Genomic DNA, 24,883 nt, shown 5'->3' with positions numbered 1-24,883 from the left:
CCGGGCCGATGTCGGCGGCGCTTCTGGACCTCCTGCCGCCAATCCCTCTGCTGCCGCTGCTGGGCAGCCGGCGGATGAACACCTTCAAAACCAAACGCCGGGACGGGCCCCGCCCTCCCAGCCACGTCAGCTACTCACTCATCGTCACGGGGAACCCAGGAGGCCGGTCCGAACGCTGCTACGCGGAAGCCAGAACCTCCCCGGCCGTGACCTGGGGAGGATTGGGGAGCAGTGACGCAAGGTTGTCCCTCACGAAGTCGGCCGCCTTCGAGATCGATTCCTCGGCACCGGCCTGGTCCTGGAAGACACCGGTCGAGACCATCACTCCGTCCCCGGCATCGACCCAGTAGTAGGCCACGAAGCCGGAGACCTGGCGCATGAGCGGCACGAAGCCCTCGTTCACGAGGCGTCCCGCCTCTGCCGGATCGGTCACCCCTTCGTACCGCCGGACTGCTGCGTACATCGCCGAGCTCCTCACGGGGGTTCTGGGTTCGTCCTCTTGCTGAGACGTTGTACCCCTGCGACAGTCGCCTGGCTCATGAGGCGTCCGGCAATCACCTGAAGGGCCGCTCTAAACGATCCGAACGGCGGCTTCCGGCCCGGACCCACGGCCCTGCACACGGGTTCCATCGCAGTTGTGTGCTCGTCGTGTTCGCGCAGCATCCGCATGACGGTGACGGGAAGCGGGCGCTGTCCCTTCTTCTTGCCCGTGGTGACGACGAGTCGGGCGGTGACGTCGCGCAGGCTCATCTTCTGGACACGTAGGGAGAAACCCCGCGCGCCCGGGGCCGCTCCGGCTGCCCGGTGCTTCGCAGCAGTCGTACGACGGGTCAGCTGTGAACGACGGATCGGGCCGACCAGCCGGCTTCAGGCTCCATGCCGAGGGACCGAGGGGCACGGCGAACTCGCGGAATGGTGCACAACTGGACCAGAGCTGCGTCGTTTTCGCATTGTGGCCGGTTTGACCACGTGATGCCGAGGGTGGTCAGCGGCCGGCTGGTGTCGCGGGAGTGCCTGCTCGATACCCCACTGCCCGGTGGCACGGCTTGCGCCGGGGGAACCGCGGCCCTGGGCGGACTCGTGTCCTGGTACGGGTGGAAGAGAAACCGGGCGAGGCTCGCGGGGGGAATCATGCAGATTATCGAGGTGACCGGTTATGCCGTCCGATCTGCTGTGATCACCATGAGGCGGACAGGAACGCCACTTGAGTTCGTGATCTTCCCGATGCTGCATGTGGCTTCGCCGACGTTCTACTCCCAGGTCCGCGTCAGGCTCAGGGAATGCGACCTCATAGTCATCGAGGGAATCCGAGGGAAGTCGGTCGGAGTGAGTGCCCTCACGCTCGCGTACCGGTTCACCCCACGCCTACGGCGCAACGGCCTGCAGGAGCAGCGCGAGGAGTTGCTGCTTCCCGAGGGTGTGCCGGTTGTCCACCCGGATGTGACCGCGGCGGAGGCGATCGCGGACCTGAAGACGCTGCCGCGGTGGACGTACCTGTCGCTCATGGTCGCGGCTCCCGTGATGGGCCTGGTGTTCGCGCTGCGCGGTCCGCGCGCCTTCCTCGATGAGGACCTGGTGCTCGAGGATCTGCCGTCGACGCTGCGGGCGGAGACGATGGCCGACGATCCCGTGAAGCACGCGATGACCGGTCGGCGCGACCAGCGGTTGCTCGACGCGCTCGGCGAGATCCACGCGGAGCGCGGCGACGAGCCGATCCGGGTGGCCATCGTCTACGGGGCCGGCCACGTCCCGGCGATCGTGTCGGGACTGTGGGATCGTTACGGGTACCGGCCACGCGAAGCGGAATGGCTTACCGTCCTTTTCCCGGCGTAGACCGCCTGGCGAAACCGGTTCTGCGCGGGCCGGCAGACGGGGCGTTTGTGCACCATTCCGCGAGTTCGCCGTGCCCCTCGGTTCCTCGGCATGGGGCCTGACCAGGCGCCTCGCCGCCCTCGGCCTGTGCGTCCGTGCAGGAATCATGATGGTTCTTCAGGAATTCCGAGGGTCCATCATGATCTATGCGGATCCATCGCTCCCGTCCGCCGGGCCGACCTGCGGCAACGGGAGATAAAGCCAGGACGAACCCGCGGGATGTCGCATATGCCGCCGTGACGGCCGCATCCCGCGCGGCCTGCGCTTGGACGTGCCCGCCGTGCGCCTGGATTCGCGCTCCCACGACAGTGCCCACGATCGTGCCGCACACGCCGGCGGCCCCGATCAGCGCGACCGTTATCCCCGTGTTCATGCGCGACATCATCGTCCACGGCCATCCGACGTGAACGCGTAACAGCCTGATGGGAGAGAGCACCCAGTTCGATGCCCGACTGTGAACTTTACGGAACAGACCGCCCACCTCCACCAAGAGCCAAGAGGTGGCCGAGCGCCATGCGGAACGCGCGGGACGGCGCCGCGCCCGCCCCGCCCCATGCATTTGGCTGGGGTGTCGGTCTGTTCCGTAAAGTTCAGCCGCTCTGGCTCTCTGGGTGCTGCGGGCTGGTGCATGCCTCAGTCGTCCCACTTGCCGACGGGGGCCTCACTGCGGCGTGTCGACCACTTGGGTGCCTCACGAGCGTGGGCGGAGAAGTGCGGTGCGCGCCGTGTTGACTCTTCGACGTCATCGTCGTCCTGACCTGCATCACCTCTGAGCAGCCGGTTCTTCCGGGGTGGGGGCGTGAAGGGACATTCGGACAATCCGGCGAGCCTCACACGCCCTCCCGTCCACTCACTCACCGCGACCAGAAGCCAGCTAAGCATCTACGCAGTGTGACGACTGTGTGTCGTCGCGCCGCTCCCCCTGAAGACGGAAAGGGGTGGGCGATGCCACTCAAGACCGCGACACCGTCGTCGATGTCGGCGGTACCGTCCGGGTGGACCCCGGCGCGTGCCGAGCGCCGCCACGAGTCGGCGACCACGCCGCGCACCGGGCGCGGCACCGTGCCGTCCTCGGTGAGGTCTCGTGCGCCCGGTGCAGCACGCAGTGGCCGGCCGAACACACCGCCTTCAACGAGCGCGGTGCTTGTGGTGGTGGCGGTGTCGTGGGCGCCGGGCTCATGCCTTGGATCCACCCGGTCAGCAGGCCCCTTCGCAGAGCGACGGGGTCAGGGGGCGGACTCGCCCGGGCCCGGGGTCGGTCTGTGGGCAATGGTCCGCTCGAGCCTCCGGTCGGGGATCAGCCACATCAGCGCGACGCCGGCATAGATTGCCACCGCGAGCCAGTCGCTCAGGAAGGACAGGCCGATGCCACTCGCATACAGCAGCGGCGAGACCTTGCCCTTCAGGTCCCTACCCACGGCGGTGGCGAGCAGGGACTCTGCACCCTGGTCCCGGGTGATCGTCTTCTGCAGTGTGTAGTAGGCCAGGGCAGCGGCGAGCAGGTCGATGCCGTACGCGGCCGTGGGGACGGCGGCGAAGTGGTTCTGGCCCATCCAGGCCGTGGTGAAGGGGATCAGGGAGAGCCAGAACAACAGGTGCAGGTTCGCCCACAGGATCAGCCCGTTCACCCGATCGGTCGCCTGCAGCATGTGGTGGTGGTTGTTCCAGTAGATGCCGAGGTAGACGAAGCTGAGCACGTAGGTCAGCAGCACTGGGAGCGCGTCGTGCAGGGCCGCCCAAGTGGTGCCGTGCGGGGTGGGCAACTCGAGCACCATGACCGTGATCAGGATGGCGATGACCCCATCGCTGAACGCTTCCATCCGCTCGGTCGGCACGAGCCGATGCTAATGGCGCACGGCTCCAGGCCGGTCACAGCGGTCGGCCCTCGGAGCGTCATCATCCGGACCGCGTACGTGTATAGGTGCCGAATATCCTGTCCTCGCTGGTCAGACTGTGTGTCGGTACTCGTGGGTGACTCCGCCGAGGCGGTCGTGGCGGCGGATGCCGAGGCGGGTGATCTGTAGGGCTCGGCGCAGGTGCCGCTCGTTCCGGAGGAGGGCGCGGATCGAGGTGTGGGTGCGCGGGCGGCCGGGGCGTTTCGTTCGCGACCGCCGGGCGTGGTCAGGGCGTATCAGATCGCGGTGCCGGCGCAGCACCGTGTCGGGCCGCACGAGCAGCCGCAGCTGGCGCAGCACCGGCTTGGTTGGTGGGGCGAGCAGGACCGCGAGGAAGGCCCGGTCTTCCGGGGCGAACGCGACCCTTGTCGGACCGAGTTGTCGTTCCAGGACCGTGAGCTGGTGCCGCAGCGCCAGGATCTCGGCGTCTTTCTGACGGTCGCTCAGCGGCAGCAGACGCAGCGCGGCGAAGGCGCGGGTCACGGTCAGACAGGCGAGGCGAAGCAGCACGATCGGTCATCATGCCCTAGCTCACGCAGTCCATCCTGACCAGGGCGGACGAGATAATCGGCACGCACAGCGTTCGGCGGCGGTGCAGGGGCCCATCTGTTCCAGGCGGCGTTGGACGCGGGCGTGGGTGTAGAGGTCGAGGGCGTCGGTGAGGTGATCCCACTCCTCGCCGCCCGGGCCGTGGGGGCGCGAGCCGAGGAGGTCGGGGCCGACGCGGTGGTGGCGGCGCCGGTAGTCGCTGATCGCGGTGAGCAGCTTGAGGTAGGCGTGCTGTTCGTCCTCCTCGTCCTCGCCCGGGGCGGTGATCTGCTCCATCCAGGACTCCGGCAGGCCCTCACCGGCAAAGTGGGCGGCCAGGCGCAGCGTACTCGGCGCCCTGCCCAGGGGTGTCGGTGGTGCTCTTTCCCGCCGGCGATGGGAGTGGTCGCCGAGGGGGCGCCAGTTGGCGGAGCCGTGCGGCTCCGCCACTCGGTACGCCCACGACCTCTCGGTGGCCATCACACCGAGCCTGTCATCACGAGGAGCATCATGCGCCGGAGATCACGCTGCGTCGATGTCCGACCGGGGCCGGACCTCCACGATGAAGTCCGCCTCCTCCATGTCGCCTGCCTCGTCGTGCCAGAGGAAGACCCGCACGTGCATCGCGTGATGGAGGCCGATCCTCTCCCACTCGGTCATCAGATCGCCGAGGATGCAGCCGATGGCGTACTTGGCGCCCTCGGTCGAGTCGGGGGCGGTGATCACGCCCTGCCACCGTTCGGGGTCGCTGCCGTAGGGGCGCCAGCCCTCGGAGCCGTGCGGCTCGAACACCCGATACACCCAGTCCGTCTCGGTGTTCATAACACCGATCCTGTCACCGAGGAGTCCCATGCGCCGCATCGGATCCACCCACGCCGAGCGGCGGAAGAGTGAGCTGTCCCGAGTTTCGTAAAGTCCGCGATCGTGTGATCAAGCGGTCTGCGGGGCTTCCTCCAGGCTCGCCCACTACGCCTGCTCGTACTCGTCGGGTGGGACGTAGCCCATGGCGGAGTGGAGTCGTTCACCGTTGTACCACGCGACCCACTGGAAAACGGCCCGCTCGACCTGGATGAATGAGGCCGGCGTCCTTCTTGATCTTCTGCCGCCACAGGGCCATCTCCAACGCGTCCAGCGGCAGGTCGGTGCGCAGGCGGATGGCGGCCTGCCGGCCCACGATCCGACGCGATTACGCATCCAGGGCGAAGGCGACGTAGACCCGGCCCGACCAGGTCTGCGAGCGCGACCAGGACGGCGACCCTGGTCTTGCGATCCGATCGTGTGCCCACCTCGGCCGGTTGCCCCGGTCGGCCCGGTCACACCGTGCCGACCGCCGAAAACGGGGAACGCGGTCAAAGGGGTTCGAAGCGACGAGGAGGAGGACGTCATGAGCCACGACGAGGGGGACGGCGGCAACAGCGCCTACGGCCGGAAGGCGTTCAAGCGGTCGAGGGCCCACTTCGCGGATCGGATCACCACGGACGGCAGGGACGGGTGGCCGGTGGAGGCCGGGCGTTACCGGCTCGTCGTCAGCCGTGCCTGCCCGTGGGCGAGCCGGGCACTGGTGTCCCGGCGGCTGCTCGGCCTGGAGGACGCGCTGTCCCTGGCCGTCGCCGACCCGGTCCAGGACGACCGCAGCTGGCGCTTCACCCTGGACCCGGGCGGCCGTGATCCAGTTCTCGGCATCCGGTATCTGAGCGAGGCGTACGACCGGCGGGAGACGGACTACCCGGGCGGGGTGAGTGTCCCCGCGATCGTGGAGGTGGCCGGCGGGCAGCTGGTCACCAACGACTACCAGCAGATCACTCTCGACTTCGCCACCGAGTGGACGGCACTGCACCGCGCAGGCGCGCCCGACCTGTATCCCGAGAAGCGGCGCGACAAGATCGACGCGGTGATGGCGGAGGTGTTCGACGATGTGAACAACGGGGTGTACCGGGCGGGCTTCGCCACCGGTCAGCAGGAGTACGAGGTGGCGTGCGCGGGCGTGTTCCGGCGGCTCGAACTCCTGGCGCGGCGGCTGGCGGGGCAGCGGTACCTCGTCGGCGACACGATCACGGAGGCGGACATCCGGCTGTTCACCACGCTGGTGCGGTTCGATGCCGTCTATCACGGCCACTTCAAGTGCAACCGCTGGAAACTGACGGAGAACCGGGTGCTGTGGGCGTACGTCCGCGATCTCTACCAGACGCCCGGCTTCGGCGACACCGTCGACTTCGACCACATCAAACGGCACTACTACCAGGTTCACACCGGCATCAACCCGACCGGCATCGTGCCCCTCGGCCCCGATCTGTCCGGCTGGTCGGCCCCTCATCACCGCGAGGACCTGGGCGGCCGGCCGTTCGGCGACGGGACGCCGCCTGGGCCGGTCCGCGCGGACGAGGAGACAGCCGAGCGGGGCCGCCCCTGACGCTCGGACCCACCCATGCACCGAACCGGTGCGAAGCGATTCGGCTGATCCATACGGAACCGACGCGATCGATCCGGGAGATCCACGTGGCGAAGAAGAAGACCAAGAAGAAGCTGCCCCTGGCGTACAAGTCCATCAGGCACTGAGCCTTTTCCAACCTGGTTGCGGCGGTGATGTGTTGGAGGTTGCCAGCTGTACGGAACGACGAAGCTCCTGGTAGACGGGTTCTCGACCAAGATCACCCGTGTCCGCCAGGAGCTTCGTGTGCTTGTCTACCCCTCGTCGATCGATCTGTCCAGCGGCACCCTGCGCTACCTGACCTCGCGGCTCCGTGCCCGGCGGCGAGAGATCGGGACCCGGTGGCGACGGCTGCCTGTCGGCCGTCAGGCCCTGCTCGCCCTCGCCCACCTCCGGCCGGGGACACTCCCCCAGCCTCCGGCCGGGGGCACCCCCCAACGCGCGGCTCGCCGCCGGGTTCGGCATCGGCGTCACGACCGTGTACCGGTACATACGCGAGGTGATCGACGTCCTGGCCGCCGCGCCGACCCTGACCGAGGCGATGAAGACCGTACGGGCAAAAGCCTTCGTGATCCTGGACGGCACCCTGCTGCCGATCGACCGGATCGCCGCCGACACCCCGTACTACTCCGGGAAACACAAGCGCCGCGGCATGAACATCCAGGCCCTCACCGACCCGTTCGGCCGGCTGCTGTGGGCCTCGCCGGCATTGCCCGGCTCGCCCCATGACCTGACCGCCGCCCGGCGCCACGGCGTCATCGACGCGCTCGCCGAGGCCGACGTGAAGTGCTGGGCGGACAAGGCTTACCAGGGCGCTGGCCACCCAGTCCGGGTGCCGTTCAGAGGCCGTCGGCTCAAACGCTGGAAGCGCCCCCACAACAGCACCCACGCCAAGATCCGCTGTCTCGGCGAACAGGCCATGGCCACCCTGAAGGGCTGGCGCCTTCTGCGGAAGCTCCGCTGCAGCACCAACCGGATCACCGGCATCGTGAAGGCCGTCGTCGTCCTTCACCACGCCTCAACCTGAGGTCGGAAAAGGCTCACTGTGACGGCCGTTTTCCATGCATAGGAGCGCGGCTGCTGTCCGGCGCCGCCGGACCACTCGTTGTGCGACATGGCGTTTGCTCTTCTTTGAGGCGATCAGAGCAGGAGCGACGCGCGCATCGCCCTGGACTGGCGCAGCAGGTCGAGTGCTGGAGGGGGACCGTTCAGGAGAGCCAGTCGGTGTAGTGGGTGGGGGCGATGCGGGCGTCGTTCGGGGCGGTGAGGACGTCGCCGTGGGCGGCGGCGAACATGCCGGCGCTGTCGTCGGTGACGACAGAGCGCCCGTCGCTCTTGGCGGTCAGGGTGAGTCGGCCGAGTTCGTCGAGGGGGTAGACGTCGGGACCTGCGATGTTGAGGACGCCGTTCAGAGGGCTGCCTGCGGCGACTTCGACGACAATGCCGGAGACGTCCGCAGCGGCGATCGGCTGGATTGGCGTGCGTGGCAGGCGAACGGTGTCGCCGTCGGCGGTCATGGCCAGGGTCGCGTCCATGAACTCCATGAACTGCGTGGCGCGGACGATGGAATACGGGATCGGCCCGGCCTTGAGGATGTTTTCCTGAAGCACCTTCGCCCGGTAGTAGTCCAGATCGGGCACTTGGTCCGCGCCGACGATCGAGAGGATGACGAAGTGCCCGACCCCGCCCTTCTCGCTCGCGTCGAGAAGGTTGTCCATTGAAGTCTGGAAGAAAGCGAGCGAGGCGTCGTCGAAGGTCGGGGAATTCGTCAGGTTGATGACGACGTCGGCGCCCGCCACGGCCGCCTCCAGCCCTTGGCCAGTGATGATGTCCACGCCGGTGGACAGGGAGTGCGGTACGGCTTGGTGCCCGGCCGCGTTCAGGTTCTCCACGACCCGTGACCCGATCAGCCCGGTTCCGCCGATGACTGCGAACTTCATGATCCAACCTTCCTTCGACGACATTGCCTGACATACGACTTATGTGACTTTAACCTCACTCTATGTACACCCAAACTAGGACACTCTCACCCCGGCGAGCACGGCCACACCGTCGCTGCCCGCCTCGCCCCCTTGGCCGATCTGCTGCCTTGGCCGATCTGCTGCGCGCCGTGTTCACACGCCACACCGTCACCGTCGGCAAATCTCTGTGTATCAGCGGCGTGTATCAGCGGCACCCGCTGGAGGACGCCCCCGCCGCGGCCCGCGAGCAGCGTGACGTCCGGCAGACCGCCTGAACCCGTCTGGTGCCCCGGTCCTGTCCGACCGGGCCCCACCCCAGCCCGCGATGGGGTACAGGGCGGCCCACACGGGACTGCCCCCGTCGAGAGGCCACGTCATGGCTGACCGCCCCGTCCGCGTCTACCTGGTGATCAACCCGGGCCCGCTGTTCGGCGCCCGCCGCCTCACCTTCCCCAGCTCCGCCCCCGCCGGCTCCCTCGTCCGCGTCGACGTCGGCGGCCGTCCAGTCAGGCGTCTGCTGCTCGACGCGGACGCGGACTTGCAGGTCGCGGACTCATCCGCGTGCTGCTCACCGACACCCCGCTGAACGGCGGTCTCCTCGCCACCGAGCTGCAGATCACCTACCTGTAGCCGAGCCCGTGGGGCACTCGAACAGGGCGCCCCACGGGTGCCGTCACCGGATCCGGTGACGGCACTCGAACAGGGCGCCCCACGGGTGCCGTCACCGGATCCGGTGGACGCAGGCCTTGGCGAGCGCCACGGCCGTGGCGAAAGCGAGAGCGGCCGCCGCGCCGGGCCGGTTCTCGCCTGCCAGGTCCGCCGCCTGCACCAGGGCGAGGCCGGGTGCGACCGGCCAACCGTACGATCCGCCGGGCCGCGGACGGCTCGCTGCCCGAGTGCCGGCTGCCGGCCGAGTGGCCGGCCGACGCCGCCGAGCGAGCGGAGGTGAGCCGCCCTCGACGAGTACGCACGTCTTAAGCGTGCTGCCGTCCCGGACACTTGCTGCTCTGCGGATCTCGCGTCCACCAGTTGCATGAATTTCATACGCACCCGGGTCCATGGCAAGTACAGGCAGCTCCGAGGCGGGTCACGGCGAAGGCACCACGCGTTCACCAGGAGAGCCGCCATGCCGATGCTGCTGATCAAGGGCACCTACCAGATCACCGGAGCCAGTCCCGACGGGGATTCCGTCCGCTTCTACCCCGACGACCCGGACCAGTGGGACCTGCTGCGCGGACGGCGGGTGCGGCGCAACCGCCGCGGCGGCGAGCAGCGCCGGCACGGCGCCGTCCTCCACCATGTCGGTGGTCACCGTCAGGTTGGGGCGGCGTTCGGTGACGGTCCGGGCGGCCTCCGTGAGGCCGTCGCGCACCCACTGCCGCTGGGTGCGCCGGTCGCCCGCGTCGAAGGCGTCGTGCACCTCGAAGCGCCAGGCGTGCATCAGGCGCAGCGGCAGCCCGCGGCGCTCGGCCTCCCGTCCTGCCCACGCCGGCGCGGCGAGGCTCTCCTCCGATCCGTCCGCCCCTGCCGTGATCGGCCGCGTCATGCCGTCCGCCTCCCTGTGTGGTGAGCCGTCCTCGGTCCAGCCTCCCCCACCGGTTGATCACGGAAGCGGACGGCCGGGACGACGACCCTCCGCACACTCCGACAAATCGGTACGATCGAACATACGATGGGCGGGAGCCGGCGCGGTGCCGCAAGGGCGCACCGGGCCGCCTGTCCGACCACGCGGGGTGACAGACACATGGCACAGGCCGTGGAGCCGACGCGGACCGTCATCATGACCGTGGACGACGACCCGGGGGTCTCCCGCGCCGTCGCCCGGGACCTTCGGCGGCGCTACGGCGCCTCGTACCGGATCGTGCGCGCGGAGTCCGGCGAGTCCGCGCTGGACGCGCTGCGCGAGCTGAAACTGCGCGGCGACCTCGTCGCCGTCATCCTGGCCGACTACCGCATGCCGCGGATGAACGGCATCGAGTTCCTCGAACAGGCCCTGGACGTGTACCCGGGCGCGCGACGGGTCCTGCTGACCGCGTACGCGGACACCGACGCGGCGATCGACGCGATCAACGTCGTCGACCTGGACCACTACCTCCTCAAGCCCTGGGACCCGCCCGAGGAGAAGCTCTATCCGGTCCTGGACGACCTGCTGCAGGCCTGGCGACGCAGTGACTACCGGCCGGTGCCCAGCACCAAGGTGGTCGGGCACCGCTGGTCGGCGCGGTCGTCCCAGGTGCGGGAGTTCCTGGCCCGCAACCAGGTGCCCTACCGCTGGTACTCCTCCGACGAGCCCGAGGGCAGGCGGCTGCTGGCCGCCGCCGGGCAGGACGGGCAGCGGCTGCCGCTGGTGGTCGCCCCGGACGGCACGCCCCTGCTGGAGCCGGAGGCACCGGAGCTCGCGGCCCACGTGGGGCTGGCGACGACACCGGCGGCCGACTTCTACGACCTCGTCGTGGTGGGCGGCGGCCCGGCCGGGCTCGGCGCCGCCGTGTACGGGGCCTCGGAGGGGCTGCGGACGGTGCTCGTGGAGCGCTCGGCGACCGGCGGGCAGGCCGGGCAGAGCTCCCGGATCGAGAACTACCTGGGTTTCCCGGACGGCGTCTCCGGCGCCCAGCTGACCGACCGGGCCCGCCGGCAGGCGGCGAGGTTCGGCGCCGAGATCCTCACCGCGCGCGAGGTGACGGGCCTGGAGGTGGGCGGCGCGGCCCGGACCGTACGGTTCTCGGACGGCTCGGCGGTCGCCGCACACAGCGTGATCCTGGCGACAGGGGTGTCCTACCAGCAGCTGCCCGCGGCCGGCGCGCGGGACCTGACCGGCTGCGGGGTGTTCTACGGTTCGGCTCTGACCGAGGCGCCGTCCTGCCAGGGCCAGGACGTCTACATCGTGGGCGGCGCCAACTCGGCGGGGCAGGCGGCGATGTACCTGGCACGGGACTCCAAGTCGGTGACCCTGCTGGTGCGGGGCTCCTCCCTGGCGGCGTCGATGTCGTACTACCTGGCCCAGCAGATCGAGGAGGCCCCCAACATCTCGGTGCGCACGGGCACCGTGGTGGAGGCCGCGCACGGCTCCGGCCACCTGGAGAAGCTGACCCTGCGCGACACGGCGAGCGGGCGGAGCGAGCTGGTCGACACCCAGTGGATGTTCGTGTTCATCGGCGCGGCCCCGCTCACCGACTGGCTGGACGGCACGGTGCTGAGGGACGGGCGCGGGTTCATCCAGGCCGGGCCCGACCTCACGCCCGACGGACGTCCGCCCCCCGGCTGGGAGCTGGACCGGCCGCCGTACCACCTGGAGACCAATGTGCCCGGCGTGTTCGTCGCGGGTGACGCGCGCGCGGAGTCCGCCAAGCGGGTCGCGTCCGCCGTAGGAGAGGGAGCCATGGCCGTGATGCTCGTCCACCGGTATCTGGAGCAGTCATGAGCGGCCGGCCGATGCCGTGCAGCCCGAAGGAGATCGGCTCGCTGTTCCTGTTCGAGAAGCTGTCGGGCGAACAGCTGGGCCGGCTGTGCCGCGAGGGGCGGATGGAGCGGTTCGACCCCGGCCCGGTCTACACCGAGGGCGAGCCGGCCGCCTGCTTCTACGTGATGCTGGAGGGCACGGTGGTGCTCTCCCGCCGGGTCGGTGGCGACGACGTGGAGGTCATCCGGTCCTCGCAGCGCGGGGTTTATTCGGGCGCCATGCAGGCGTACCTCGGGGACCGGCTGCGGCAGGTCTACAACAACTCGATGCGCGTCACGGAGCCGACGCGGTTCTTCGTGCTGCCCGCCGAGACGTTCGCGGACATCATGCGCGAGTGGTTCCCGATGGCGGTGCATCTGCTGGAGGGGCTGTTCTTCGGATCGAAGAGCACCCAGGCGGCCGTAGGGCAGCGGGAGCGGCTGCTGGCGCTCGGGTCGTTGTCCGCCGGGCTCACCCATGAACTCAACAACCCGGCGGCGGCGGCCGTCCGGGCCACCGCGACGCTGCGGGAGCGGGTGGCCAGGATGCGGCACAAGCTCGCCCTCATCGCCGAAAGCTCTTTCTCCAGGGACCAGTTGGCCAATCTCATCGACATTCAGCAACGTACCGCCGAGCGGGTCGCCAAGGCACCCGTGCTCACCCCGCTGGAGGTGGCCGACCGCGAGGACGCCCTCACCGACTGGCTGGAGGAGCACGGCATCGAGCAGGGCTGGCAGATCGCGCCGACCTTCGTACAGGCCGGGCTCGACGTGGACTGGCTGGAGCAGGTCGCGGCGGCCGTCGGGCAGGAGATCCTGCCGGGCGCCGTGGGCTGGCTCAACTACACGGTGGAGACCGAGCTGCTCATGGACGAGATCGCGGACTCCACCACCCGAGTCTCCCGTCTGGTGGACGCCGCCAAGCAGTACTCCCAGCTGGACCGCGCCCCCTACCAGGTCGCCGACGTGCACGAACTCCTCGACAGCACGCTGCTGATGCTGTCCGGCAAGATCGGGCCGCGGATCAGGATCGTCAAGGAGTACGACCGTACGCTGCCGCGGATCCCCGCCTACCCGGCGGAACTGAACCAGGTGTGGACCAACTTGATCGACAACGCGGTCTGCGCGATGGACGGCGCGGGCGGCGACGGCACGCTGACCGTGCGCACCGCGCTCCACGACGACCAGCTTCTCGTCGAGTTCCGGGACACCGGGCCCGGCGTGCCGCCGGAGATCCGCGACCGCATCTTCGACCCGTTCTTCACCACCAAGCCGGTCGGCCGGGGCACCGGTCTGGGGCTGGACATCTCCCGGCGGATCGTCGTCAACAAGCACGACGGCAGCATCGGCGTGGAGTCGGTGCCTGGCGACACCCGTTTCCGGGTGCTGCTGCCCCTGGCCGCCGTCGAACCCGACGGAACGGCACTCTCCTCCGCCTCGTCCGACGGGCCGCCGCTCACGTCCGAGGACCGTACGACATCCCAGGAGCCGGCATGACCAACGACACCGGAATCGACCCCCGCGTCCCGCCCAGCGGCACCGGCTGCGTCGAGTGCGACGCCGCAGGCGGCTGGTGGTTCCATCTGCGGCGCTGCGCGCAGTGCGGCCACATCGGCTGCTGCGACGACTCCCCCGGCAAGCACGCCACCGCCCACCACCGGGCCACCGGGCACCCGGTGATCCGCAGCTACGAGCCGGGCGAGGGCTGGTTCTGGAACTACGACACGAACGAGCTGTACGAGACCGGCCCCGAACTCGCGCCGCCGGTGAGCCACCCGGCGAACCAGCCGACGCCCGGCCCGGCGGGCCGCGTCCCCGCGAACTGGGCGAACGTGCTGCGCTGAGCCGTCCCGGGCTGCCCACTGTCGCGCGTGCGCGGTATATCGCCATGTGCATGCTATGAAGCATCCACCCCACTCAGTGATCGGTGAGTGACCAACTGCTTCTCACCCGCGGAGATCTGACGCCAGGGGAGATGCTTTCCCTTACCCACGACGTAGGAGGCGTAGGCGAGATGGGCGTCGGGGACGGGGTGGCCGGTGACCGAGGAGGTCCAGTGCTCGACGGTGGTCGAGCCGGTATAGCCGCCCGCCACGTCGGGACCCTTGCGCTCGGGATCGGCGCAGAAGGTCTCGTGGTTGCCGTACACCGTCATGCCGGGCGGCCCGTATGCGCCGATGTGGGAGCTGGCGGCTGCAGTATCGGTGGCGCAGCACGTCTTGGAAGCTCGGCGGGGTGCGCAAAGGTGCCGGGGCGTCGGCCGGTGAACCGTTCCGGGTTCGGTCATGACTCGATCGTTTGAGGAGATCGAGTCATGACACGTCCTTCCCCTACCCTCTTGAGCTGCGTCATCGTGCGGTGCGGATGGTCACCGAGGTGCGGCCGGAGTACGACACCGAGTGGGCCGCGATGAAAGCGGTCGCCGCGAAGCTGGGCATCGGCACGACCGGGACCCTGCGCACGTGGGTACGGCAGGACCAGACCGACGCCGGCACCCGGCCGGGCACCACGAGCGAGGAGTCCGCCGAGCTGAAGCGGGCGAACGAGATCCTCAAAGCCGCGGCGTCTTTCTTCGCGGCCGAGCTCGGCCGGCCACACACACGCTCGTAGCGTTCATCGACGAGCGCAGGGGCCGCTTCGGCGGCGTCGGGCCGATCCGCCGGGTCCTGACCGACCACGACTGCAAGGTCGCTCCGTCCACCTACTACGCCCACCACAAACACCAGGCCACCCCCGCGGCCCGCACCGCCCGTGATGCCGGGCTGAAGACCCTCATCACAGAGGTGTACGAGGCCGACCATCGTGTCTACGGCGCCCGGAAGATCTGGCGGCACCTGAACCGTCAGGATGTCGCGGTGGCCCGCTGCACCGTCAAGCGCCTCATGCGTGAACTCGGCAGCACCGGCGCGGTCCGCGGCAAGCGGGTGATCACCACGATCCCCGACGCGAGCGCACAACGGGCTCCGGACCTCGTGGCCGCGACTTCGTCGCCCCGGCCCCGAACCGCTGCTGGGTCGCCGACTTCACCCACGTCACCACGTTCCCCGGCGTCGTCCACCTCACCTTCGTCGTGGACACCTTCTCCCGCCGCATCGCCGGCTGGTCCGCGGCCACTTCGAACCTGATGGAGTCCACGATCGGCCTGTCCGAAACCGAGTTGATCAAACCCCGTCGGCCCTGGAAGAAACTCTCCGAGGTCGAGCCGGCCACCGCCGAATGGGGCAACTGGTACTGCCACCGCCGACCGCACGGTGAGATCGGGCACATCCCGCCCGCCGAATACGAAACCAACTACTACCGCGAAACCACGAAACCCCAGGTCACAGTCACCACCTGGAGTCTCGATCGAACCCGGAACGGTTCACCTAACGGTCGGCGGTTATTCGGTGGATCTGTTCTCCTCGAGCTCCTACAGTGACCGGACCCGACATCGTCACGAAAAGCGGATCATGCGTGTGCACTACCCCCGTACGCCTCATCTCCCGTGGTCGCCGGGGCGGCGTCGGACGACATACGAGCCGGTGATCTGTCCGGGCTGCGCGGCCGCGAGGTCGTGGTCACCGAGAAACTCGACGGGGAGAACACCACCCTCTATGCCGACGGGCTGCATGCCCGGTCGCTGGATTCCGCGCACCATCCCTCGCGGGCGTGGGTGAAGAGCCTGCGGGAACGGATCGGCGCGGAGATCCCGCACGGCTGGCGGGTGTGCGGCGAGAACCTCTTCGCGCGGCACTCGATCGCCTACGGCGGGGACACGCCGCAGGCTCCGAGGGACTACGAGGACCGCACTGCCGTCGAAGCGGTCGTGGAGTGTGCCTCCGGCCACAGCCTCAATACGCCGCGGGACGGTCTCGCACACCCCGGCCCGGAGGCACGCCCCGCCAGGACATCGGAAACGGAACGGTGGTTGTCCGTGGCAGTGCCCAGAAATTTAGGGTTTCCCTGGCCTGACCTGGCTTGTTCTCAAACCTTTCCCTGGGACACGGCTCGCTAGCGTTCTGGTGCATACAGGGGAGACCGGCGCCGCCGGGAACAGCAGCACAGTGTTGCTGTTCTTGTGGCGGTTCGGGTCGCCCGGTTCGCATTCCAAGGGAGGAACCGATGCGTAAGGCCAAGCTGATCGCCCTGGCCGGTGGCGGGGTGCTGCTGTCCGTGACCGTAGGGGCCGCCTTTGCTTCGGCGGGGCAGTCCGAGCAGGCGTCGAGCGGCGAGCAGGTGACCGTCCGTGCCGCGTCCGCCGCCGGCTTCGAGATCGAGATCGACCCGGAGCTGGACGCCCGGTTCGGACCGCGGCCGGTCAACGCGGTCCAGGCCGCCGGGATCGTCACCGACAGCCGTCCCGGTGCCCGTGTGGTCAAGGTGGAGCTGGACGAGGAGGGGGGCAGGGCCGTGTGGGAGGTGGAGGCCCGGGACGGTGGCGGTGACCTCGAGGCCCTCGTCGACGCCTTCACCGGCCGGATCGTCGGCCAGGACTCTGAGCGGTCAGATGCGGAGGATGAGGACGAGGACGACTGACTCGGCCGCCGGCCGCACGTGGGCGGGTGTTCGCCGCTGTCCCACCAGCGGCGAACACCCGCCCGGCAGGAATGCGGCGCAGCGCGTTCAGGCCGTGGCGGACTCGTCGTCCGTGGCGGGGACAGCAGGACGAGAGACCTTGCGACCGCCTGCACGGCGGTCGCTTTCTCCTGGGCGGCGCGGCGGCCCCGGGCCGGCGGTGCCGGTGCTGTGCCGCCGCACAGCGAACGCCGTTCCGTGTCACCTGCGGGCGGTGACCTGCTGACGGGAGGCTCCTGGTGGGGAAGGGAAGTTGCCGGGGTCAGGGCGGCCGGGGTCGGCGCAGGGCAGGTTGACCACGGCGTCCAGTCCTCCCTGGGGTGCGGCACGCAGGGCGACGTTGCCGCCGCCGGCGTGCGCGAGGCGCTGGACCAGTGCCAGGCCGAGACCCGTGCCGCCCTTGGGTGCGTCGGGGGCACGCCAGAAACGGTCGAAGGCACGGAGGCGTTGCTCCTCCATCAAGCCGGGTCCCTGGTCGATGACGTGCAGGTTCACGAACGACGTACGGCCGTCGGCAGCGGCACGACGCCGCTCGGACCCGCGGCGGCCGCCCAGGTGGATGGTCACGGTGCTGCCGGGCGGGGAGTGACGCAGCGCGTTGGAGAGCAGGTTGTCGAGAATCTGCTCGAGGGCGCCGGGCAGGACGAGGGCGGGCACGGTGCGCTCCCCGGTGAGGGTCAGCAGCACATGCCGCTGCTCGAAGACCGGGGCCCATGTCTGGTGCCGTTCAGCGCAGACGCGTTGCGGATCGACCACGTCCCGGGTGGCGGCCATCTGCTCCAGGCCGGCCATCGCGAGCAAGCCCTCCACCAGACGCGCCAGCCGGTCGGTCTCGGTGAGCGCCGCGGTCAGGGACGCCTGGCCGAAGGGCGCGACGGCCGGCTCGAGGTTGTCCAGGCGCAGCCGGAGGGCGGCGAGCGGGGTCTTGAGCTGGTGGGAGGCGTCCCCGGCGAACGCACGTTGGGAGGCCAGGAGGTGTTCCAGACGGGCGGCGGTCTGGTTGAAGGTGGCGGCCAGACTGCGTATCTCCGGTGGCCCGTCGGTCACGGTGACCGGCCCGGGCAGGCTGCCGTCGGCGAGATGGACGGTGGCCCTTTGCAGTTCGCGGATGGGGCGTGCGGCCCACCGGGCGACGGCGAACGCGAACCCGGCGACGACGGCCAGCACGGCGAGCCCGGCCAGGGCGAGCAGCAGCCACACCTGGTGGACGCGGCTGTGCACGGTGTCGGTGGGCACGGAGATGCGGACGGCGGCGTCGGGCGGGGTCGCATGCCCCACGGGCGCGGCGACGGACAGGTACTGCACCCCGCCGATCCTGGAGGTGCGCACGTCGGCGGAACCGGTGCCGTTCAGGGCCGCGGCGACGTCCGGCCGCCCCATCAGCTCACGTGCCTCCTGCTCGGACAGGGGGTGGGAGGTGGCGACGAGGCTGCCGGAGCGGCTGATCACGGCAATCTGGCCACCGATGCGCTCGGCGCATTCCGTGACGCGTCGGGGCAGGTCCTGCTTCTCCCGGCCGGCGGCCAGGGACAGTTCGGCGAAGGCCGACACCGAAGCCGCTTCCTCGCGGGCAGCGTTGACCATGCGGTCCCGCTCGGCGCGGGAGTACACGAAGCCCAGAGGTATTTCCAGGCAGAGCAGCACCAGGGCGGCGATGCTCAGATAGGTGAGCAGCAGACGGCGGGTCACGGGAAGGCGCCCTCAAAGGCACCCGCGTAACCCCGCGAGCGACCGGCCGGCTCGGGAGGAGGTGCCTGCACCGCGAGCCGGAACCCCACACCGCGCAACGTCTGGATCCAGCCCGGGTGGCCCAGTTTCCGGCGCAGCGTGGCCACATGGACATCAAGTGTCTTGGTGGCGCCCTCGTAGTAGGGGTCCCAGACGTGTTCAAGGATCCGCCGGCGCGAGCAAACCGCCCCGGGGTCCTCACACAGCAGCGCCAGCAGCTCGAACTCCTTCGGGGTCAGCGCGACCTGCGACTGGCCCACCCACACCTGCCGCGTACGGCGGTCGACCACCAGCGTGCCGGGCACGTCACCGGCTGTGGGAAAGACTTCGGCCGCCGCTGCCGGGCCCGGGGATCCGGAGACGGGGGACCCGTGGGCGGGGACGGCCGGCGGCTCCATTTCCCGCTGCCCGTACACCATTTCCCGCTGTCCGTACGCCCCCTGGACATTCCCTCCGGTCATGGTTCCCGGCGTGGTTCCGGTGCGCCGGGTGCGGCGAGAGACGGCGCGGATGCGGGCGACGAGCTCCCGAAGGCTGAACGGTTTCGCCAGATAGTCGTCCGCGCCCAGCTCCAGACCGAGCACCTTGTCGCTCTCCGCGCCGCGTGCGGTGAGAATGATGACGGGAACGTCCGAGACCTGCCGGATCCCACGACAGACGTCGATGCCGTCCATGTCCGGCAGCCCCAGGTCGAGCAGGACGACATCCCCGAACGGCCCCGAGAGCCCCTCCGCACCCGTGGCGACCCAGGTGACCGACAGTCCGTAGTTCCGCAGCCCCTCGATCAATGGCTCGGCGATCGTCTCGTCGTCCTCGATGAGCAGCGCCTGCATCCCCATGCGTCTTGTCTCTCTGTGCATCCCCACACAACCTTGCAGAGTTGCCCAGCACCACGCCCCTTCGTCCGGGTAACCGGTTTCGTCGGCCCCTCGCGCGGCGGGCCTGGGCCTCGGGCGACGTTTCCATCGTCACGTACGCACCGCGGGGGCTCCGCGTTCAGATACGGCCGTTGCTGCGGGAGCCGTCCGCCCGAAGGACGTGCGGTGAGAGGGTGTCAAGTCCTCCTTCCCCTGATTCGCACTCACCCTTTCGGGGGAGTGCTCGTGATGTGGCCGGGAGGGCTGGGAGTCGGTTGTTGTCATGGTCCGTATGGGACACGAGCCGTATCCGAGCGACTTATCGGATGAACAGTGGTTGTTGATCGAGCCGATGATCATGGCCTGGAAGCAGGGGCGGGTGGCACGGTCGGCGACGGGGGATCCGGGCTCCTGCGACCTGCGGGAGGTCGTGAACGCGATCTTCTACCAGAGCCGGACGGGTTGTCAGTGACGCTGCCTCCCGCATGACCTGCCCGCCTGGTCGGCGGTGTTCCACTACTTCACGCTGTGGCGCCAGGACGGCCTTGACCAGCGAATACGATCCCCGGCCCGACAACGTCGCCTCGCGTGTCCACTGGGTCTCCACCACGAACATGACCCGCCGCCTCACCACACCCGCACCCCCTGGCGCGATGACCTTCAGGTGGCAGCGTGAACGTCGTCGAACTGCCGGCGGACCTCCAGGCCCGCCACGACGAGGCCACCACTCGGGCCGGCGAACTGCGCGACCAGATCGAACACCTGATGGCCGCCCTGGCCGAGACCGAGGCCCGTCTGACGGACCTCGCCACGACCCGGAAGGTCATCGCGGAACTCGTACCGACCGGGGCCGAATCCGAACCGCCCGAGTCGGCCAGCGCCTACCAGGCCATCCCGAACGTCTTCAACCGGCACCCCGTCCAGGAATTCCGGGTCCGGGACCTGCACGAATTCCTCGGTATGCCCACCGACGACCCGGCCATGAATGTCTCCCGCAGCCGCCTCGGGCGCCTCACCCGCCAAGGCTTCCTCACCCCACCCGGACGAGACCTCTACCAAAAACGGACTTAACGCCCTCTCGGTACTTGTTGACTTCCCACAACGAGACATGACGAGCGCTGCGTTCGTACGTCGGCGGACGACTCAACCGCCCGCCGGGTCGGCACTCCTCCAGCCGGCACCGAAGCTGCAAAGCCCGCCGCAGGTGACGGAGCTGCGAGAAGAGCATCTCGACCACTCCTGACACAGTGTCAGCATTAGGTCGGCAAGAGTCCTGCCACAGCTGCCCGCAGGTAGCCACACCGTGGAATCGTCCGCCACTCCGACTCAAGCGTGCAATCCGCTCGGCCGCCGTCTCGCGAGCGACCGGAAAGCGAGAGTCGGTGACCGGCAGCCTCCCACCCGCCAGCCACTGACTCTCATGCATTCCTGCAGGTCACCGCATTCGTCCTCGTGGTTTCAGCGCCATCGGCGGCAGCTCGGGAGCCGGCAGCGGAGCGCCGTCGTACCCCTTCACCTCGCCGAACCGCGTGCCCTCCATCCAGTCCCGGCGGGCCTGTTCGATCTCCTCCTGGGTCCGGCCGATCCAGTTCCGGAACATAGCGAACCCTGCGCGCGTCAGTGCAGGTCAGCGGCGTTCCGGACCGCCGACGGTCGGCAAACTGTCAGCATCGGTCCCGGAGGAGTCAGCAACCGTGAGTGCCACTGCCCTGGTTCGTGGGGTGGAGTCGCTCTTCAAGGAGTGTGAGCATCCGCGGTCTCGGCGGTCGAAGTGCCCTCACCCGTACAAGATCCGGTATCGGTCTGCGGCCGGGAAACAGGTGAAGGAGTCCGGGTTCGCGACCCAGGACAAGGCGATCGCGCGTTTGACCGAGGTCTACAACGCGAAGAAGGCGGCGCCACGGGGTCAGGCGAAGGCGGAGCGCATCGCGACGTACGGGGCGATGCGGTTCGACGATCTCCGCCAGTACTGCAGCCTGGTCCGTTGGCGTACGCGTCGCCCGGTCACTGTCACGTTGGCTGACAGTTGACAGGCTGTGTCCGTCCTGTGTGGTCCCGGCATGACTCGACTGTTTCGGCCTTCCAGTGGCCGGTGTGCGGGTTGCCGGCCGTCGCGTAGTGCAGGGCGGTCCCGTGGACCGGGCAGCGGCACAGGGCGTCGCACTCATGCAGCGTGCGGACGGCGGTCACGGGCGCACCCCGTTCAGCCGCTCGGCCGCCGCCTGATCGTGGAACAGGTCTACGACCACCACGGCAACGTCGGCCAGGGCAGCGTCCCGCTGCTCGTCTTCGACGCCTGGGAGCACGCCTACTATGCAGTACGGGAACGTCCGCCCCGACTACGTCACCAAGCTGTGGGACCTGGTCGACTGGGCAGACGTCGCTGCCCGCTACACCGCGGCGACCGGCACCTGACCACCGCGCCCGCACGGCCACCGGCGGGTCGGGACGCGGCGGCGCGCCCCGGCCCGGCCCCGCCGGCTGACCACCCGCCCCCCACGTCGCACCGGCCCTCGACCAGTACCGGACCCGCGGCCGGCAGGCCGTCGGGCTGTCTTCCCTCGGCGGGCAGGCGCGCGTCCCGATGCGCCGCACCTGGTGGGGAACCCGCCCACCAGGCCGTCAGCGTCTGCTGTCGCCCGGGGGCGAGCAGGCCGGTGAGCTCGGCGATCGCCTCCGGGCGGGCACGATCGCCGCGGCGAACGCCGCTCGATCAGGGCCCGGGAGGTCGGTCAGTCGTGGAGTTCGGCGCGGAGGCGGCGTGAGGGCTGGAAGGTGTAGAGGTCGAGGATGCCGGGCGGGTCGGTGAGGCCGGGGCCGCCGTCGGTGACCCAGGTGGTGATGTCGGTGGTGGCGTCGGGGTCGTTGACCAGGCCGAGCCAGACGGGGGCGCCGCCGTTCCTGCGGCCGTCGGCGGAGGGCTGGACGACGATGACGTTGGCGCGTTCGCACGCGCCGAGGCAGTCGGTGACCCGTACGGTCGCGGCGCCGTCCACGGCCTGGCGCAGGTCGCGCAGTTGGGCTGCGTGGTCGAGGCCGGGGATCTTGGGGGTGCCGCAGCAGCAGCCGCGGCAGACGGTGATGGTGGGCCGTGCCGCCCCCGCGGCGGGGGCGGCACGGCGGGTGCGTTTACTCACGCGGTGTCCTTGGTGTCCTTGGCAGGGTCGGTCCATGCGGCTTCGCGCAACAGACGCAGGCCGTTGAGGCCGACGATGACGGTGGAGCCCTCGTGTCCGGCGACGCCGAGGGGCAGCGGGAGGGTGCCGATCAGGTCCCAGGCGACCAGGACGGTGATGAACACCCCGGCGATGGCCAGGTTCTGGATGACCAGGCGACGGGCGGTGCGCGAGAGCTGTACGACGGCAGGGACGGTGGCCAGCTCGTCGCGGACCACGACGGCGTCGGCGGTCTCCAGGGCGAGGTCGGAGCCGGCCTTGCCCATGGCGATCCCGCAATGGGCGGCGGCCAGCGCGGGTGCGTCGTTGACGCCGTCACCGACGACCAGCACCCGCCGCCCCTGGGCCTCCCACTCATTCACCGCGGCCACCTTGTCCTGCGGCAGCAGCCCGGAGCGGACGTCGGTGATGCCGACTTCGGCGGCCAGGTGCCGGGCGGCGCGCTCGTTGTCGCCGGTCAGCAGCACCGGGGTGCGGCCGGTCAGCCGGGTGAGGGCGGCGACGGTGGCGGCGGCGTCCGGCCGCAGCCGGTCGGCGATCCCCAGCACCCCCACCGGTGTCCCGTCGCGCAGCACCACCACCGCGGTACGCCCGGCGTCCTCCAGCTCCCGCACCACCTCCTGATGGGCCGGGTCGGCGGCATCGTCCAGCAGCCAGGCGGGGGAGCCGACCCGGACGGTGTGGCCGGCGATGACGGCGGTGACGCCCTGACCGGGAACGGAGGTGAAGCCGCCCGCGTCGGCAAGAACCAGACCGCCTTCGCAGGCGGCGTCCACGACGGCACGTGCCAGCGGGTGCTCACTGGGGTGCTCGGCCGAGGCGGCGAGGGCGAGCAACTCGTCCTCGGTCAGTGCGCTGCCGGGCAGCGGGCGGATGTCGGTGACGCGTGGGGTGCCCTCGGTCAGGGTGCCGGTCTTGTCGAGCGCGACGGCGTCGATCTGCCCGAGGCGTTCCATCACGACGGCGGACTTGACGAGCACACCGTGACGTCCGGCGTTGGCGATCGCGGACAGCAGCGGCGGCATCGTGGAGAGCACCACCGCACAAGGCGAGGCGACGATCATGAACGTCATCGCCCGCAGCAGAGCCGACTGCAACGCGTCGCCGAAGGCGAGCGGGACGGCGAAGACGGCCAGGGTCGCGATGACCATGCCGATCGAATAACGCTGCTCGATCTTCTCGATGAACAACTGCGTGGGGGCCTTGGTCCCGGAGGCCTCCTCGACCATCTTCACGATCCGGGCGATCACCGAGTCCGCCGGGTCACGCTCGACACGCACGCGCAGGGCGCCGGTGCCGTTGACCGTGCCGGCGAACACCTCGTCCCCGGCCCGCTTCGCCACCGGTAGCGGCTCCCCGGTGATGGTGGCCTGGTCGACGTCGCTCGCCCCGTCGAGGACCTGGCCGTCGGCGCCGACCCGCTCGCCGGGCCGGACCAGGATCGTGTCCCCGACCTTCAACTGTGCGGCGTCGACGCTCTCCTCGGTGCCGTCGGGCAGGAGCCTCGTCGCGGTGGAGGGGGCGAGGTCGAGCAGGCCGCGCACGGAGTCCGCGGTGCGGGCGGTCGCGACCGCCTCCAGAGCGCCGGAGGTGGCGAAGATGACGATCAGCAGCGCACCGTCGAGGACCTGGCCGATCGCGGCGGCGCCGAGCGCCGCGACGACCATCAGCAGGTCCACGTCCAGCGTCTTGTCCTTCAGGGCCTTCAGGCCCTCCCAGCCCGGCTCCCAGCCGCCGGCGACGTAGGTCGCGGCGAACAGTGCCCCCCACAGCCAGGCCGGCCCGTCGAGCAGGTAGACGGGCAGGGCGAGCAGGAACAGCACCAGCGCAGCCAGCGCCCACCGGGCCTCCGGCAGCGCCAGGACGCGCGTGCGGCGCCGCGGCAGGGCGGGACGCGGCCCGGTGGCGGCCGGCGCGGGTCGCTGGTCCAGGGCAGAGGGCATGACAAAACAACCCTTCACGGGCGGGCGGGGAAACGACCTTCACCGTACAGGAATATCTGAACAGGTTTTCATGTGTCGTCGTTAGGATGGACGCCATGGGTCACGGAGCCGACGACAGGAACGACGCCACCCCGCGCGAGCGACTGGACGCGGCGGGGGCAACCGACGTCGCCGCGACCCTCCAGGCCCTGGCCACCCCCTCACGCCTGTACATCCTGGCCCGACTCCAGGAAGGCCCCTGCTCGGTCGGCGACCTCGCCGACTCCGTCGGCATGGAAGCCTCCGCCTGCTCCCACCAGCTGCGCCTGCTGCGCAACCTGGGACTGGTCTCCGGCGAGCGCCACGGTCGCTCCATCGTCTACTCGCTGTACGACAACCACGTCGCCGAACTCCTGGAGCAAGCCCTCTTCCACGTGGAGCACCTGCGACTCGGCCTGCGCGACGCCCCCGCCCCCGCCTCCGAGGCAGCACCAGTCTCGAACCGGCGGTAAGCAGCCGTGTCG

22 protein-coding genes and 9 pseudogenes are annotated in these 24,883 nt (G+C 69.8%); 16 read left to right on the top strand and 15 right to left on the bottom strand.

The window, feature by feature from the left end:
• Nucleotides 1-178: 178 nt before the first annotated feature.
• On the bottom strand, nt 179-463 hold the full coding sequence (locus ACFYQA_RS25950; protein ID WP_388922338.1) for a hypothetical protein: 285 nt from the start codon (nt 461-463) through the stop codon (nt 179-181).
• A gap of 449 nt (nt 464-912) precedes the next feature.
• Here ACFYQA_RS25950 and ACFYQA_RS25945 point away from each other — a divergent pair, with 449 nt between their 5' ends.
• Nucleotides 913-1,833 carry a hypothetical protein gene (locus ACFYQA_RS25945; protein ID WP_388922335.1) on the top strand — a complete coding sequence of 307 codons (921 nt, stop codon included), beginning with the start codon at nt 913-915 and terminating at the stop codon, nt 1,831-1,833.
• 1,265 nt (nt 1,834-3,098) lie between these two features.
• Here ACFYQA_RS25945 and ACFYQA_RS25940 read toward each other — a convergent pair.
• The 6 genes and pseudogenes from ACFYQA_RS25940 to ACFYQA_RS25915 form a co-directional block, all read right to left on the bottom strand.
• Nucleotides 3,099-3,707: a TMEM175 family protein gene (locus ACFYQA_RS25940; protein ID WP_388922332.1), complete on the bottom strand. Its 609-nt coding sequence runs from the start codon at nt 3,705-3,707 to the stop codon at nt 3,099-3,101.
• 111 nt (nt 3,708-3,818) lie between these two features.
• Complete coding sequence (locus ACFYQA_RS25935; protein WP_388922329.1) at nt 3,819-4,277, bottom strand: hypothetical protein; 459 nt, start codon at nt 4,275-4,277, stop codon at nt 3,819-3,821.
• A gap of 21 nt (nt 4,278-4,298) precedes the next feature.
• Entirely contained in the window at nt 4,299-4,775 is a 477-nt protein-coding gene (locus ACFYQA_RS25930) for a hypothetical protein (RefSeq protein WP_388922327.1), read from the bottom strand.
• A 42-nt stretch (nt 4,776-4,817) separates the two neighbouring features.
• Entirely contained in the window at nt 4,818-5,117 is a 300-nt protein-coding gene (locus tag ACFYQA_RS25925; protein WP_388922324.1) for a hypothetical protein, read from the bottom strand.
• 144 nt (nt 5,118-5,261) lie between these two features.
• Nucleotides 5,262-5,360 (bottom strand): annotated as a pseudogene (locus ACFYQA_RS25920) (integrase core domain-containing protein); the annotation flags it as partial.
• 40 nt (nt 5,361-5,400) lie between these two features.
• A pseudogene (locus tag ACFYQA_RS25915) lies at nt 5,401-5,526 on the bottom strand (IS3 family transposase); the annotation flags it as partial.
• Between the two features lie 153 nt (nt 5,527-5,679).
• Between ACFYQA_RS25915 and ACFYQA_RS25910 the strand changes: the two are divergent.
• Entirely contained in the window at nt 5,680-6,705 is a 1,026-nt protein-coding gene (locus ACFYQA_RS25910; RefSeq protein ID WP_388922321.1) for a glutathione S-transferase family protein, read from the top strand.
• Nucleotides 6,706-6,969: 264 nt separating this feature from the next.
• Nucleotides 6,970-7,750 (top strand): annotated as a pseudogene (locus tag ACFYQA_RS25905) (transposase family protein).
• Between the two features lie 181 nt (nt 7,751-7,931).
• Here ACFYQA_RS25905 and ACFYQA_RS25900 read toward each other — a convergent pair.
• Nucleotides 7,932-8,663 (bottom strand): SDR family oxidoreductase, encoded by a 732-nt coding sequence (locus ACFYQA_RS25900; RefSeq protein ID WP_388922318.1) that lies wholly within the window; start codon nt 8,661-8,663, stop codon nt 7,932-7,934.
• Between the two features lie 149 nt (nt 8,664-8,812).
• Between ACFYQA_RS25900 and ACFYQA_RS25895 the strand changes: the two genes are divergently transcribed.
• Nucleotides 8,813-8,959: a hypothetical protein gene (locus ACFYQA_RS25895; protein ID WP_388922316.1), complete on the top strand. Its 147-nt coding sequence runs from the start codon at nt 8,813-8,815 to the stop codon at nt 8,957-8,959.
• Between the two features lie 101 nt (nt 8,960-9,060).
• Nucleotides 9,061-9,270, top strand: a complete 210-nt coding sequence (locus ACFYQA_RS25890; protein WP_388922313.1) for a hypothetical protein — start codon at nt 9,061-9,063, stop codon at nt 9,268-9,270.
• A gap of 663 nt (nt 9,271-9,933) precedes the next feature.
• Here the strand turns inward: ACFYQA_RS25890 and ACFYQA_RS25885 are convergent.
• Nucleotides 9,934-10,230 (bottom strand): annotated as a pseudogene (locus tag ACFYQA_RS25885) (universal stress protein); the annotation flags it as partial.
• A 198-nt stretch (nt 10,231-10,428) separates the two neighbouring features.
• On the opposite strand from ACFYQA_RS25885, the gene ACFYQA_RS25880 reads away from it, so the two are divergent.
• Genes ACFYQA_RS25880 through ACFYQA_RS25870 form a run of 3 tightly spaced genes read left to right on the top strand, consistent with a single transcriptional unit; the run spans nt 10,429 to nt 13,966 of the window.
• Entirely contained in the window at nt 10,429-12,105 is a 1,677-nt protein-coding gene (locus ACFYQA_RS25880; protein WP_388922310.1) for an FAD-dependent oxidoreductase, read from the top strand.
• Complete coding sequence (locus ACFYQA_RS25875; RefSeq protein WP_388922307.1) at nt 12,102-13,619, top strand: ATP-binding protein; 1,518 nt, start codon at nt 12,102-12,104, stop codon at nt 13,617-13,619. Before ACFYQA_RS25880 ends, ACFYQA_RS25875 begins: the two co-directional genes overlap by 4 nt.
• Nucleotides 13,616-13,966, top strand: coding sequence for a UBP-type zinc finger domain-containing protein (locus tag ACFYQA_RS25870; RefSeq protein ID WP_388922304.1), 351 nt, complete (start codon nt 13,616-13,618; stop codon nt 13,964-13,966). Before ACFYQA_RS25875 ends, ACFYQA_RS25870 begins: the two co-directional genes overlap by 4 nt.
• A 53-nt stretch (nt 13,967-14,019) precedes the next feature.
• On the opposite strand, the gene ACFYQA_RS25865 is transcribed toward ACFYQA_RS25870, so the two are convergent.
• Entirely contained in the window at nt 14,020-14,277 is a 258-nt protein-coding gene (locus tag ACFYQA_RS25865; RefSeq protein ID WP_388922301.1) for a hypothetical protein, read from the bottom strand.
• A 209-nt stretch (nt 14,278-14,486) separates the two neighbouring features.
• Between ACFYQA_RS25865 and ACFYQA_RS25860 the strand changes: the two are divergent.
• The 3 genes and pseudogenes from ACFYQA_RS25860 to ACFYQA_RS25850 all read left to right on the top strand — a co-directional run.
• Nucleotides 14,487-15,438, top strand: a pseudogene (locus tag ACFYQA_RS25860) (IS3 family transposase); the annotation flags it as partial.
• Nucleotides 15,439-15,571: 133 nt separating this feature from the next.
• Nucleotides 15,572-15,867 (top strand): annotated as a pseudogene (locus ACFYQA_RS25855) (RNA ligase family protein); the annotation flags it as partial.
• A gap of 356 nt (nt 15,868-16,223) precedes the next feature.
• The gene (locus tag ACFYQA_RS25850; RefSeq protein WP_388922298.1) at nt 16,224-16,637 is read left to right on the top strand and encodes a PepSY domain-containing protein; all 414 of its coding nucleotides are present in this window, start codon (nt 16,224-16,226) and stop codon (nt 16,635-16,637) included.
• Nucleotides 16,638-16,877: 240 nt separating this feature from the next.
• Here the strand turns inward: ACFYQA_RS25850 and ACFYQA_RS25845 are convergent, their stop codons facing one another.
• Nucleotides 16,878-18,365, bottom strand: coding sequence for a sensor histidine kinase (locus tag ACFYQA_RS25845; RefSeq protein ID WP_388922295.1), 1,488 nt, complete (start codon nt 18,363-18,365; stop codon nt 16,878-16,880).
• A complete protein-coding gene (locus ACFYQA_RS25840; RefSeq protein WP_388922353.1) occupies nt 18,362-19,243 on the bottom strand; it encodes a response regulator transcription factor in 882 nt (293 codons plus the stop codon). Before ACFYQA_RS25840 ends, ACFYQA_RS25845 begins: the two co-directional genes overlap by 4 nt.
• 310 nt (nt 19,244-19,553) lie before the next feature.
• Between ACFYQA_RS25840 and ACFYQA_RS25835 the strand changes: the two are divergent.
• Nucleotides 19,554-19,856: pseudogene (locus ACFYQA_RS25835) on the top strand (transposase); the annotation flags it as partial.
• A gap of 77 nt (nt 19,857-19,933) precedes the next feature.
• The gene (locus ACFYQA_RS25830) at nt 19,934-20,332 is read left to right on the top strand and encodes a hypothetical protein (RefSeq protein WP_388922292.1); all 399 of its coding nucleotides are present in this window, start codon (nt 19,934-19,936) and stop codon (nt 20,330-20,332) included.
• A 364-nt stretch (nt 20,333-20,696) separates the two neighbouring features.
• Here the strand turns inward: ACFYQA_RS25830 and ACFYQA_RS25825 are convergent.
• Nucleotides 20,697-20,861: pseudogene (locus tag ACFYQA_RS25825) on the bottom strand (pirin family protein); the annotation flags it as partial.
• 94 nt (nt 20,862-20,955) lie between these two features.
• Here ACFYQA_RS25825 and ACFYQA_RS25820 point away from each other — a divergent pair.
• Nucleotides 20,956-21,291: a hypothetical protein gene (locus ACFYQA_RS25820; protein ID WP_388922290.1), complete on the top strand. Its 336-nt coding sequence runs from the start codon at nt 20,956-20,958 to the stop codon at nt 21,289-21,291.
• Nucleotides 21,292-21,465: 174 nt separating this feature from the next.
• Nucleotides 21,466-21,676: pseudogene (locus ACFYQA_RS25815) on the top strand (Fe-Mn family superoxide dismutase); the annotation flags it as partial.
• 317 nt (nt 21,677-21,993) lie between these two features.
• Here ACFYQA_RS25815 and ACFYQA_RS25810 read toward each other — a convergent pair.
• Both ACFYQA_RS25810 and ACFYQA_RS25805 read right to left on the bottom strand, forming a co-directional pair.
• Nucleotides 21,994-22,398 carry a (2Fe-2S) ferredoxin domain-containing protein gene (locus tag ACFYQA_RS25810; protein WP_388922287.1) on the bottom strand — a complete coding sequence of 135 codons (405 nt, stop codon included), beginning with the start codon at nt 22,396-22,398 and terminating at the stop codon, nt 21,994-21,996.
• Complete coding sequence (locus tag ACFYQA_RS25805) at nt 22,395-24,380, bottom strand: heavy metal translocating P-type ATPase (RefSeq protein WP_388922285.1); 1,986 nt, start codon at nt 24,378-24,380, stop codon at nt 22,395-22,397. Before ACFYQA_RS25805 ends, ACFYQA_RS25810 begins: the two co-directional genes overlap by 4 nt.
• 95 nt (nt 24,381-24,475) lie before the next feature.
• Here ACFYQA_RS25805 and ACFYQA_RS25800 point away from each other — a divergent pair, with 95 nt between their 5' ends.
• Nucleotides 24,476-24,871: an ArsR/SmtB family transcription factor gene (locus tag ACFYQA_RS25800; RefSeq protein ID WP_388922282.1), complete on the top strand. Its 396-nt coding sequence runs from the start codon at nt 24,476-24,478 to the stop codon at nt 24,869-24,871.
• Nucleotides 24,872-24,883 lie beyond the last annotated feature (12 nt).

Source organism: Streptomyces sp. NPDC005774, from assembly GCF_042871645.1.
Lineage (GTDB): Bacteria > Actinomycetota > Actinomycetes > Streptomycetales > Streptomycetaceae > Streptomyces > Streptomyces pratens.
The sequence above is the reverse complement of the archived record's forward strand: the minus strand, read 5'-3'. Positions and strand labels throughout refer to the sequence as shown.